We start from the raw sequence: 11,947 nt of genomic DNA on the forward strand, positions 1-11,947 counted from the left end.
GAGGGGCAATGCTGGGTACTATCTTGCGAATCAGGCAGCTCGCGGCAACTTGCCGGGCCCTACCGCGTTCCGCTGCCATGGCGATGGCGTTCTGCCTTGCCATGGCCGGAGCCGCGCTTGGTGCGTCGTCCCTGGTTTCACCATCGCTGCAGGCTCAAGGGACCGCTCCGGCGGTGCTGCGCGGCCACGTCGGTGTCGCGTCATGCGCAGGCTCTACCTGCCATGGCCGCAGCGTCGCCGATGGCGCTGTCGTTCGGCAGGACGAGCTCATGCGCTGGCAGGAAGATTCCTCGCCCTCGGGTGCGCACAGCCGTGCATGGCGCGTGATCCAGGAACCGCGCGGGCAGGCCATCGTCAGGCGGATGGGGCTCGATGCGGCTGGCGTTCAGCGTGAATGTGCCGGTTGCCACGCCTCGCCGGGTTCGGCGCGTCCTTCCGATGGCGTCGATTGCGAAGCGTGCCACGGCGCCTCGGGTGGCTGGCTCTCGTCCCACTACACCGTCGGCGCCAGCCACGCCCGCAACGTCGCCCAGGGCATGACCGATCTGACCCGCCCGCAAGTCAAGGCGCAGGTCTGCCTTGACTGCCATTTCTCGGGCGACGCCAGGGGGCAATTCATCGCCCACCGCATCATGGCCGCTGGCCACCCGCGCATCTCGTTCGAACTGGACCTGTTTACCACGCTCCAGCAGCACCATGATGAGGACGCCGACTACGTTCAGCGCAAGGGCGGCAAGACCAACTCGATGCGCATGTGGGCCGTGGGGCAGGCTGAGGCCGTGAAGCGCAGCCTCGAACTCTACAGCCAGCCTGCTCGCGCCATGGATGGCATTTTCCCCGAGTTCACGTTCTACGATTGCCACTCCTGCCACCGCCGCATTTATGATGGTGAGGACGGAAACGTCACGGCAATCCGCAATCCCGGCCGCCCCATCGATCTCGGCACGCCACCGTATAACGACGAGAACATGATCATGCTGCTGGCGGCGGCACGGGTCATCGCGCCCGATGCCGCTGCCACGTTCGACGCACGGGCCAAGGCTTTCCACAAGGCGATGCTGGCCAACCGTGCCGAAACCGTCGCCGCGGCCCAGGCACTGCGCCAGTCTGCCGATGCGCTTTCTGCGCGCTTCGCCTCTGCCAGCTTCACGCGGGAGCAGACCTTCGCGATCATGGATTCGATTGCCAGCGACGCCATCGGCGAACGCTACACCGATTACGAAGGCGCGGTGCAGTCGGTCATGGCGGTCGACACGCTGCTCAACGGTCTCGTCAATCAAGGCATGGTTTCAGCAGGTTCCGCCAGCGGTCTGCGCGTGCAGATCAACCAAGCCTATGCCGCCGTGCGTGATCCGAACGGTTTCCAGCCTCTCGCATTCCGCCGCGCTCTGGGCAGCGCGGTACGATCCATCCGGAGCCTTCGCTGATGCGCATGCCGTTGGCTTTCCGGCAGACTACCGCCGTCGCACTCGCGCTCTCTCTCACCTTGTCTGGGTGCGGCGGCGGTGATTCAGGCTCGGGCGGGACATTTACGCCGACGCCTACCCCGACATCGTCTTCGCGCTTCTTCGCCGATCCCGCGCAGGAAGCCCTGACTGCCGCCGAAGTCCAGCAGATCATTGCGCAGGCGGTGGGAGAGGCGAAGGCGCTCAACTACCCGGCAATCATCGCAGTGGTCGATCGTGTCGGCAACGTCCTGGCCGTTTTCCGCATGAACGGGGCGGCAACGCGGATGATCATCAGCCCGCGCACCGCCACGGGCGAGATTTCGCCGCGTGAAGTCGACGCGCAGGGGCTTGAGGTCGAAGCGACGATGGGAGCCATTTCGAAGGCTGTCACCGCTGCGTACCTTTCGTCGAGCGGCAACGCCTTTTCCACCCGCACGGCCAGCATGATCGTGCAGGAGCATTTCCCGCCGGCGCCTAATACGCCGGGGCTTGAATCCGGCCCGCTCTTCGGCGTGCAGTTCAGCCAGCTGCCCTGTTCGGACCTTTCCGCCCGCTTCGCAACGGGCAACGCCGGGAGCGGGGCCTTCATCGGTCCCAAGCGCGCTCCGCTGGGGCTCGCGGCCGATCCGGGAGGACTGCCACTTTACAAGAACGGAGTCGTCGTTGGCGGCATCGGCGTGATGGCGGACGGCGATTACGCTTACGATCCCGATGTGACCGATGTTGATGGCGATCCTGAAGAATTCATGGCGCTCGCCGGCATTCAGGGCTTCGCACCGCCGGCTGAAATTCGCGCCGATCGCATCCCGGTGGATGGTTCCACCCTGCGCTTTGCGGATGCGCGGGTCGAAGGCCTTCACCCGCTCCAGACCAGCTTTTCCGCAATCAACAACTCGGCTGGCACTCTCATCCCGGTGCGTGGCTACTATGACGGAACCGCGGTTCTCGCCGGAACGCCCTATGGAACCGAAGCGAGCGGCATTCGCCGTGCCACTTCCAGCGAGTTCTCGCTTGCTGATGCCTACGTGCTCAGCAACGGTTCTGGCGTAAACCGCTATCCCATCAAGCCCGGGACCGATTCTGCTGCGGTCGGCACGCCTTTGACTGCGGCCGAAGTGCGTGCCGTGCTGGAAGAAGCCTTCACGATCATGACGCGCGCCCGCGCGCAGATCCGCCGCCCGCTCGACAGCCGCGCACAGGTCTCGATTTCCGTTGTCGATACTTATGGCGAAGTGCTCGGCCTGGTCCGCGGCCCGGATGCACCGATCTTTGGTATCGACGTGTCGCTGCAGAAAGCTCGCACCGCAGCCTTCTTCTCGAACCCGGTCGCAGCCGAACAGCTTCTCGCCAATACCGATGCGGAAATCCCGGCTTTCGTTCAGCGCGCCCGCGATTTCCTCGGCGATCAGACTGCATTGACCGGGAAGATCGCCTTTGCAGACCGTTCCGGCGGCAACTTGTCGCGTCCGTTCTTCCCGGATGGCGAGGTAGGGCGTCCCCACGGCCCGTTCTCGCGCCCGATCACCGATTTCAGCCCGCTTGCCACCGGTCTGCAGATCGCGCTGGTCAAAGCGAACCTGCTCCAGCACGCGGTCTTTGTTGAAGGCTCACTCAACGCGCGCGATGTCGTGCAGCGTTGCACTGCAGTGCCGGATACGCCGACCGGCAAGAAGCGTCTGGCCAATGGTATCCAGATCTTCCCCGGCTCGGTTCCGATCTACCGCAATGGCAAGCTGGTCGGCGCTATCGGCATCTCCGGTGACGGTATCGATCAGGACGACATGATCGCATTCCTCGGAACGCACAATGGCGGTGCCAAGGCGGGCACCATCGGTAATGCGCCAAAGGAAATCCGCGCCGATACCATCGTCGTGCCGGTCGGGCAGGGCGTTCGCCTGCGCTATGTGAACTGTCCCTTCGCGCCGTTCCTCGACACCACCGACCAGAATGTCTGCGAGGGCAAGTGATGCAGCAGGTCGCTCTCCTTCTCGCACCGGTCCTCGGCATCACCACGCCGCATGTCCAGCCGGCGCCGCTGACGTTCTACTTGCAGGACGCGTCAGGATCGGCGCCAGGAACTGCCGAACCCCAGCAAGCGCCGACGGTTGACAGCAAGGCGCCGTTGCCCGGTGGCGAGACCGACGCCGACGGCGCATTGATCGATGGACGCCGCCGTCCCGGTTTCAACAAGCAGCTTCCCGAGAAGGTCGAGCAGGACAATCCCGGTGCGGTCAATGCCCCGCCGCCCGAAGCCTTCTACGACAAGTACGATGGCGAAGGACCTGTGGGCGATCTCGGTCTGGACGTCTCCCTGCCTGACCGCTGGCGCATCATGTCGTCGCTCTGCCCGCAGAAGGACAGGGCAACCGGCAAGAAGGACCGCTCGCTCTACACGCTATTTCCGAAGCTCGAATATGTCTGCCATTCGCAGCTCGATCCGTTCCATCACAATCTGCTCAAGGGCGATCGTCCGCTTGCGCGCGGCAAGCGTCCCGGTTTCCTGAAGGGGGATGACTGGTACCTGCTGGCGGGCGCGGTTTCCGATACCGTGGTCGAACCGCGCAGTTTCCCGATCCCGGTTGGCAACCAGACCACGACCAACCCCGGCGAGATTGACACCTTCGGTCGCAGCCACAGCCTGGTCCTGTCGCAGACCTTCATCGCCAGCCTTTCCCTGCTCAAGGGCATGACGGCCTACAAGCCGCCGGTGATCGAGTATCGCATCGCCGTCGCCGCGAACCTCAACCACGTCCAGGTGCCGGAGCGGCGCGTCCTGTTCGTTGAACCGTCAAAGGGCACCAGGCGCACCGATGGTTTCATTGGCCTGCAGGAAGCCTTCATCGACTACCACATCGGCCGGTTTGATACGAAGCGCTACGATTTCGTCTCCTTGCGTGCCGGCATCCAGCCGATGCAGTCGGACTTTCGCGGGTTCCTGTTCAACGACAACCAGTTGGGCGTGCGCCTCTTCGGCAACCGTGACAACAACCGCGTGCAGTTCAATCTCGCCGCGTTCTGGCGGCTGGAGAAGGAAACCAATTCGGGCCTGAACGATGTCAGCCGGGCGCCGCGCAACGATTGGGTGTTCATGGCGAACCTCTATCGCCAGGACTTTCCCTTTGTCGGCCTGACCAGCCAGCTCTCGGTCACCTACAACATGAACCGTGAACGCAACGAGATCACGGTCGACACCAACGGCTTTCCGGTCCGGCCCGCCCTGATCGGCGATCTGCGCGGCCGCGAGTACGACGTTGTCTATCTGGGTTACGCGGCTGACGGCCATATCGGTCGCCTCAACATCACCGCGCAGGCCTATGCCGCGCTGGGTGAGGACCGGAATAACTTCCTCACCAGCCGCGCGGCCGAGATCAAGGCATTCATGGCCGCTGCCGAAGTTAGCTACGATTTCGACTGGACCCGCGTTCGTCTCTCGGGCCTTTGGGCCAGTGGCGACAGCGATCCTTATGACAAGACTGAAGGCGGCTTCGATGCCATCTTCGAAAATCCTCAGTTTGCCGGCGCTGATACCAGCTACTGGATCCGCCAGACGATTCCGTTCGCAGGCGGCGGCCGCAATATCTCGGTCAACGGTCGCAACGGCATCCTGAACTCGCTTCGCTCATCGAAGGAGCAGGGTCAGTCGAACTTCACCAATCCCGGCACCATGCTCGTCGGGCTCGGCACCGATTTCGATCTGACGCCCACCGTGCGCGTCTCGACCAACGTCAACCACCTGTGGTTCGAGAACACCAAGGTGCTGCAAGTCCTGCGCAACGAAGGTTCGATCCCGCGCGACATTGGCTGGGATGCTTCCGTCTCGGCAATCTGGCGGCCCAACGCCTCGCAGAACCTCGTCTTCCGCCTTTCGGGCGCCGTGCTCGATCCGGGGGCGGGCTTTGACGATCTCTTCGCCCAGATGGGCAAGGCAAGCCGCTTCTATTCCGTCCTCGCCAACGCGACTTTGGCCTTCTGATGACCCAGCCCATGACCGACACGCGCAGCTTCCGCAAACTCTCGCTGGCATGGCTGACCGCGGCACTTGCCGTGCTGCTGATCCCGAGCGCCCTTTACGCTTCGGGTGAAGAGAAAGCCCAGAAGGTCACGCATACCCGCGCCCCTGCTGCGCCGCGCGGCCAGCCCGGTGATACCGTCGAGGAACAGTGGGCCTACGTTGACAAGCAGAACGCAGGCTGCGTCAGCTGCCATACCAAGAGCGACCATCGCACCATGCACGCCAGCCCGGCCGTGGTGCTGTCCTGCGCCGATTGCCACGGCGGCAACACCAAGGTCATGGCGGACCGGTCATGGAACCGCAATTCGATCGATTATGTCGCGGCCATGAAGGACGCGCACGTCCTGCCGAAGTACCCGGCCGCATGGGGCTGGCCTTCTTCAGCCAACCCGAAGCGTTCCTACGCGCTCCTGGGCAAGGAAAGCCCCGAGTTCATCCGCTTCGTCAATCCGTCGGACTATCGCGTCGCCCGTGATTCCTGCGGCGCCTGCCACATGCAGATCATCGAGGCATCCGAACGCTCGCTGATGTCCACCGGCGCGATGCTGTGGGGCGGTGCGGCCTATAACAACGGCATTGTCCCCTTCAAGAACTACATGTTCGGTGAAAGCTTCACCCGCAATGGTGAGCCTGCCCTGCTCAAGTCGGCCTCGAAGGAGATCGGTGCGGACGGCAAGCCGATGTGGGGCACGGTCACGCCGAAGGAAAAGGCGCGCGGCGCGCTGCCGGTCATGTATCCGCTGCCGCGCTGGCACACGATTCCGCCGGGCGACGTGTTCCGCGTGTTCGAGGACGGCGGTCGCACCATCAACCCGCAGTTCCCCGAAATCGGCCTGCCCAACTCCACAGGTCTGATCCAGCGCCTCGACGAACCGGGGCGTCCTGATCTCAAGCAGTCCAACCGCGGCCCTGCCACGGGCCTGCGCGTCGCCATCCCGGTGCTCAACATCCACAAGACGCGCCTGAATGACCCGTTCCTGTTCCAGATGGGCACCAACGATCAGCCGGGCGACTATCGCTCCTCGGGCTGCGCGGCGTGCCACGTCATCTATGCGAATGACCGCGAACCGCGCCACTCGCTGAACTACGGCAAGTGCGGGCGGGACGGGCAGACCATCACTGCCGACCCGACGATCAATTCCCTGCGCGAAGGTCAGCACCGCAAGGGCGCTTACGGCTCCTACGACGCCGAAAAGGAAGAGCATCACGACAAGGTGCGCGGCACCGTGCTCGGCGGCAAGCGCGCCTATCTCGGCGGCGACCGGACCGATCCCGAACAATCGGCCGACATGGAAGGCGATTGCGCCCGCGCAATCACCTCGGCCGAACAGCTGGTCTATTCACCCGGCAAGGGCGTCGCGCCGCACGGCTCTATGGACCATGACAAGATGGACCAGGTTTCGGCCCACGCCATGGCCGGGCTTGACGCCAAGGGGCACCCGAAGAAAGATGCCCATGGCGAAGATGCGCACGAAGGCGCTGGCCCTGTCGCCATGCAGGATCGCGAACGCGGCCACCCGCTGGTCCACGCCTTCACCCGCGCCATCCCGACCGCGCAGTGCATGAACTGCCACATGCACCAGCCCAACATCTTCCTGAACTCCTACCTCGGCTACACGATGTGGGACTACGAATCCGACGCGCCGAGCATGTGGCCGGGGCCTGAGAACCGCGCGCCAAAACCTGCCGGCATGTCCGATGCGGACTACGCAAAGACCTTCAAGAAGCAGTTTTACCCGAACATCGACGAACAGCGCGAAGTGCTGGACCGCAATCCTGAGGGCGCGTCGACCCGCGGCCTGTGGCGCGATGTCGAATTCCTGCGCAACGTCTATGACCTGAACGACAAGCTGGAACGCACCCAGTTTGCCGATTATCACGGCCATGGCTGGAACTTCCGCGCCATCCTCAAGCGCGACCGTCGCGGCAACCTGCTCGACGATGAAGGGGATATGTCCTCCTACGGCACCGACAAGGCGCACATCATCTCGCCTGACGATCCGGAAAAGTTCCGCAAGGCCGGCGAGGGCAAGTTCGTCGAACCGGGTGAGAGCAATCCCGGCAAGGCCGTCCACATGATGGACATCCACGCCCAGATCGGCATGCAGTGCGCCGATTGCCACTTCTCGCAGGACAGCCACGGCAACGGCATGATCTATGGCGAGGTTGCCAATGCGGTCGAGATCGGCTGCAAGGACTGCCATGGCACGCCCGACAACTATCCGACGCTGCTGACCTCGAACATGGCGGCCCCTGAAAAGGGCAACAACCTTGCCCTGCTGCGCAACGCCGATGGCCAGCGCCGCTTCGAATGGTTCAACGAGGCCGATGGCCGTCGCGTGCTGATCCAGCGCTCGATCATCGATCCCAACCTGTCGTGGCGCGTCAGCCTGGTGAAGGATTCGGTCGACGCGCGCTTTGCCGGCAAGATGGACGCCACCGGCAAGCCGATCTTCAATCCCAAGGCCGCGCGCGCCAAGCTGATGGCAAAGTCTGCCTCGGACGACGGGGTCTACAAGTTCGGCACCGGCGTTGCCAAGGAAGCGCGCGCCCATCGTGACGACGATATGGCCTGTTTCACCTGTCACCTGTCGTGGACCACCTCGTGCGCTGGCTGCCATTTGCCGATCGAGGCGAACTGGAAGTCGGCTACCCACAAGTACGAGGAAGACTACACCCGCAACTACGCGACCTATAATCCCCAGGTTGCGCGCGATGACATGTTCCAGCTGGGCAAGCACCAGCGCAACAAGTCGTCGGGTTCGGATCCGGTGCAGTATGATGCCTCGGGCAATCCGGTCTCGGGCAAGGCGATAACCGCGCCGATCCGCTCGACCTCGGCGCTGATCCTGTCGTCGACCAACATCAACCGCGAACGCATCTACGTGCAGCAGCCGCCAATTTCCTCGATCGGCTACTCGTCACAGGCTTTCGCGCCGCACTTCCCGCACACCGTTCGCAAGAACGAGACCAAGCAGTGCACCGATTGCCACGTCAGCCAGGACGAGGACAACAACGCCACGATGGCGCAATTGCTCTTGCTCGGCACCAACTACGTCAACTTCGTCGGCATGAATGCCTGGTTCGGTCTCGACGGCGGTTTCGAAGCTATCCGCGTCACCGAATGGGACGAACCGCAAGCGGTGATCGGCTCCTACCTGCATCGCTATGCCTATCCGGATTACTGGAAAGCTCACGTCGAGGATAACGGGCGCGAACTGAAGAACTGGACCCGCGGCAAGATCGTCGATGGCAAGCTTTCGGGTGAAACCACCGGGCAGGAACAGTTCGCCAACGTGGTGGAAGGCACCAAGGACGCGGTCCGCTGCCTGCAAATGCGCGGCGAGTACATGTACGTAGCCGAGGGCAAGGGCGGATTCCGCGCCTATGACATCGCCGCGATTGGCAACAAGGGCTTCTCGGAACGCATTGTCACTGCGCCGTTCTCGCCCTTGGGCCACGATACCCATGTCGCCACCACCAACGCGACCTGCATGGCCCTGCCGACCAACCAGTCGATTGCGCCCACGCGCAACACGCCCGAACTGCGCGGTCTTAATCAGGAGCAGCCGTTCTCGCCGATCTACAGCTATGCCTTCATCACCGATGCGGTCGAAGGTCTGATCGCGGTCAACGTCGATACGCTGGCCGACGGCGAATTTCGCAACAACTTCTTCAACCGCGCGCTGACCTTCAACCCGGACGGCGTGCTGACCGGTGCCCGCCATATCACTCTGGCCGGTGACTATGCCTACATTGTCACCGACAAGAATCTGGTGACCGTCCACCTGCCCAAGCCGTGGTCTTCGCAGAAGCCGTGCGAAGTCAGCGAGAAGAAGGGCGGCGAGACCTGTCTCGATCCGCGCATCACCTCGGTCGTGCCCCTGCGCGATCCCCGCGCCACGGCGGTGCAGTTCCGCTACCTCTGGGTGACGACGGCCAATGGCCTCGAACTGATGGACATCACCAACCTCGCCCAGCCCAAGGCCGTGCCCTCGGCTACCGTGCCGCTGGCCGACGCTCGGCGCGTCTACCTTGCGCGCACTTATGCCTATGTCGCGGCAAAGTCGCAGGGCTTGGTCATCGTCGACATCACAGCGCCAACGCGCCCGTCGATCTACACCAACTATACCGCCGACGGGCAGCTGAACGATGCCGAGGACGTGATCGTCGCTTCGACCAACGCCTCGCTCTTCGCCTATGTCGCCGATGGCCGGAACGGGATGAAGGTGCTGCAGCTTACATCGCCCGCCAGCCAGCCGAACTTCTACGGCTTCTCGCCCGAACCCAAGCCGGAGCTCATCGCCTGGGCTCGCACACCGACACCGGCCCTGGCTCTGTCAAAGGGGCTGGATCGCGATCGCGGCGTGGACGAGACCGGCGGCCAGATGGCTGTCTTCGGCCGCCTTGGCTCCCGCCCGTTCACGCGGCCGGAGATGGAAGAGCTGTTCCTTAACAGCAAGGGCGATGTCTTCCGCGTGTCCAACGCTGTGGACATGAGCCTGTGGGTCGGCGCCAAACCGGCGCCGCTGCTCGCGAAGACGAACTGATCGGTTGGAGAGGAGAGCGGGTGCCTTGAGCGCTTGTGCCTTGCGTCCAGGCGCTTGAGAGCACCCGCCGATCTCTTCAGTCCTCGTCAAGCAGCAGGAGCTCGCACTCCACTTCCATGAGCGGCGCGGGCAGTATCTCGTGGTCCACCCGGGTTACTGCGGCATCCGCCACCAGACGCCCGCGCAGCTTGAACTCGTGCTCGGGCAGGACCGCGATGAAGTTCTCACCGTCACTAACTGCCTCGCTGCCGGCAAAGCGCAGGACCAGCCGATGCCGCGCACCCGAGAACGTGATGCTCGCCCATGGTGTCTCGTCATGGCTGATCACCTCGGCATGCGGCCCGCTGATCTCGCGCACGGTCCGCAGAAGGCGCTCCGCCGTCGACGGGCGAGGGGTGAGCGGGGGAGGAATGGTTTCACAAAGCGCGTTGGTCTCGAAAGCGTGAGGATCAAGCAGCATGGACATTCCCTCCGAAGTTGTTCATGAAATGTTCTATGCGTTCCACCGTTCCGGAACGCGGCTCCCGGCCATTGCGCAGGTCCCCGACAAGACGGGGATCGCGGGCGGCAAGGCGGCCGAATTTGGTGACCGGCATGCCCGTCTGGCGAAGGAAGCTCTCGATCTTGCGAAGCAACATGGCGTTTCTTGACCTCCAGCTGCGGAGTCGCGGAGACGACTCGAAATAGGATTTTTCCTATGTTGATCTCCAAATCCTACAATGCTAGGAAAAGTCCTTCGAAATCGGAGTAAGGCGAAGATGGTCCCGGCAGACAACGAATCCGACGACGGCGCGCGCGCTCGTCTTGTCAGCCTTGCCACGCAGCGCGGCGTCAGCCTCTCGGCGCTCTCGGCGCTGATCGGTCGGAACACGACCTATCTCCAGCAATTCGTCCGCAAGGGCAGCCCGCGCAAGCTCGAAGAGAATGACCGCCGCACGCTGGCCGAATTCTTCGGCGTTCCGGAAAGCGAACTTGGCGCCTCTCCCCGCGGCGGTGTAATTACCGCCGGGCAGGGGGCACCGCGTGGCGTCACACCCCCTCGGGCCATTGCCGCCGAATGGGCTGACATTCCCCGCCTGCCGCTGGGCGCGTCAGCTGGTCCCGGCACGCTCCCGGCAGAGGAAATTCCCTCCGGCCGCCTGCGCTTCAATCACCGTTGGCTCAAGGGGCAGGGGCTCGAGCCGGCAATGCTCTCGGTGATCGAAGTCGAAGGCGATTCGATGGAGCCAACCTTGCGCGATGGTGACGAGATCCTCGTCGACCGCACCCCGCGCCCCTTGCGCGCGGGGATCCATGTGATCCGGCTCGATGACGTGCTGCTGGTCAAGCGCCTCGAATCCGGCCCTGGCGGCATGGTTCGGATCATCTCCGACAATCCCGCCTATCCCCGTCTGGAGCGCCTGCTGAACGAGGTCGAACTGGTCGGCCGCGTCGTCTGGAAAGGCGGCCGACTCTAGCCGCGCAATTCCATGACGATCAGCGGATAGGGCCGCCCTTGGCCGTCCACCTCCTTGCGGCCGATCTCTCTAAAGCCCATCCGGCGGTAGAAGCCGCGCGCGCCTGCATTCTGCTCGTTGACCTCAAGGCGCCGCGCTCCAAGAACCCGCGTGGCATGTTCGATCAAGGCTTTGCCAACCCCTTGGCCATGGCAGGCAGCATCAACGAACAGCGCTTCGATGCTCCCATCGTCCACGATCATGAAGCCCAAGGCACGGTCGCTCGCATCTACAGCGAGCGTCATGGGCGTAACGGGAAGAAAGTCCGCAACTTCCGCACCGATCGCCAGCCGGTCTTCAGCTGAAAGGAAATCGTGCGTGGCGTCCACGGCACAAGCCCAGATTTCCAGCGCTCGCTCGCCATCTTCAGGTCGGGAAGGGCGTATCGATATCATCGGGCAAGCTTAGGCACCGGACCGAAGCATTGCAATTGCGGTGCCT

8 protein-coding genes are annotated in these 11,947 nt (G+C 63.5%); 6 read left to right on the top strand and 2 right to left on the bottom strand.

What is annotated here, in order from left to right; all coding sequences use genetic code 11:
• The first annotated feature begins 77 nt into the window (after positions 1-77).
• Genes ACZ1JY_RS01360 through ACZ1JY_RS01375 form a run of 4 tightly spaced genes read left to right on the top strand, consistent with a single transcriptional unit; the run spans position 78 to position 10,010 of the window.
• Complete coding sequence (locus ACZ1JY_RS01360; protein WP_240946569.1) at positions 78-1,427, top strand: cytochrome c family protein; 1,350 nt, start codon at positions 78-80, stop codon at positions 1,425-1,427.
• A complete protein-coding gene (locus ACZ1JY_RS01365) occupies positions 1,427-3,415 on the top strand; it encodes a heme-binding protein (protein ID WP_118074136.1) in 1,989 nt (662 codons plus the stop codon). Before ACZ1JY_RS01360 ends, ACZ1JY_RS01365 begins: the two co-directional genes overlap by 1 nt.
• Positions 3,415-5,421 (top strand): hypothetical protein, encoded by a 2,007-nt coding sequence (locus tag ACZ1JY_RS01370; RefSeq protein ID WP_465130116.1) that lies wholly within the window; start codon positions 3,415-3,417, stop codon positions 5,419-5,421. Before ACZ1JY_RS01365 ends, ACZ1JY_RS01370 begins: the two co-directional genes overlap by 1 nt.
• A gap of 11 nt (positions 5,422-5,432) precedes the next feature.
• Positions 5,433-10,010, top strand: coding sequence for an LVIVD repeat-containing protein (locus ACZ1JY_RS01375; protein WP_465130117.1), 4,578 nt, complete (start codon positions 5,433-5,435; stop codon positions 10,008-10,010).
• 76 nt (positions 10,011-10,086) lie between these two features.
• Here the strand turns inward: ACZ1JY_RS01375 and ACZ1JY_RS01380 are convergent, their stop codons facing one another.
• Entirely contained in the window at positions 10,087-10,470 is a 384-nt protein-coding gene (locus tag ACZ1JY_RS01380; RefSeq protein WP_465130118.1) for a hypothetical protein, read from the bottom strand.
• Between ACZ1JY_RS01380 and ACZ1JY_RS01385 the strand changes: the two genes are divergently transcribed.
• The gene (locus ACZ1JY_RS01385) at positions 10,469-10,660 is read left to right on the top strand and encodes a hypothetical protein (protein ID WP_465130119.1); all 192 of its coding nucleotides are present in this window, start codon (positions 10,469-10,471) and stop codon (positions 10,658-10,660) included. The genes ACZ1JY_RS01380 and ACZ1JY_RS01385 overlap by 2 nt on opposite strands.
• A gap of 108 nt (positions 10,661-10,768) precedes the next feature.
• Positions 10,769-11,467 (top strand): S24 family peptidase, encoded by a 699-nt coding sequence (locus ACZ1JY_RS01390; protein ID WP_168903140.1) that lies wholly within the window; start codon positions 10,769-10,771, stop codon positions 11,465-11,467.
• Here the strand turns inward: ACZ1JY_RS01390 and ACZ1JY_RS01395 are convergent.
• Positions 11,464-11,901 (bottom strand): acetyltransferase, encoded by a 438-nt coding sequence (locus ACZ1JY_RS01395; protein ID WP_465130120.1) that lies wholly within the window; start codon positions 11,899-11,901, stop codon positions 11,464-11,466. The two genes, ACZ1JY_RS01390 and ACZ1JY_RS01395, sit on opposite strands and share 4 nt — an antisense overlap.
• Between the last annotated feature and the right edge of the window lie 46 nt (positions 11,902-11,947).

It is taken from the genome of Novosphingobium sp. BL-A-41-Hi4B-X5A (assembly GCF_055521705.1).

Excerpts from the sequence above, each read along its gene's own strand:
- ACZ1JY_RS01380 (WP_465130118.1), bottom strand. The coding sequence starts at position 10,470 with ATGCTGCTTGATCCTCACGCTTTCGAGACCAACGCGCTTTGTGAAACC.
- ACZ1JY_RS01390 (WP_168903140.1), top strand. The coding sequence starts at position 10,769 with ATGGTCCCGGCAGACAACGAATCCGACGACGGCGCGCGCGCTCGTCTT.
- ACZ1JY_RS01375 (WP_465130117.1), top strand. The coding sequence starts at position 5,433 with ATGACCGACACGCGCAGCTTCCGCAAACTCTCGCTGGCATGGCTGACC.
- ACZ1JY_RS01395 (WP_465130120.1), bottom strand. The coding sequence starts at position 11,901 with ATGATATCGATACGCCCTTCCCGACCTGAAGATGGCGAGCGAGCGCTG.
- ACZ1JY_RS01365 (WP_118074136.1), top strand. The coding sequence starts at position 1,427 with ATGCGCATGCCGTTGGCTTTCCGGCAGACTACCGCCGTCGCACTCGCG.
- ACZ1JY_RS01385 (WP_465130119.1), top strand. The coding sequence starts at position 10,469 with ATGGACATTCCCTCCGAAGTTGTTCATGAAATGTTCTATGCGTTCCAC.
- ACZ1JY_RS01360 (WP_240946569.1), top strand. The coding sequence starts at position 78 with ATGGCGATGGCGTTCTGCCTTGCCATGGCCGGAGCCGCGCTTGGTGCG.
- ACZ1JY_RS01370 (WP_465130116.1), top strand. The coding sequence starts at position 3,415 with ATGCAGCAGGTCGCTCTCCTTCTCGCACCGGTCCTCGGCATCACCACG.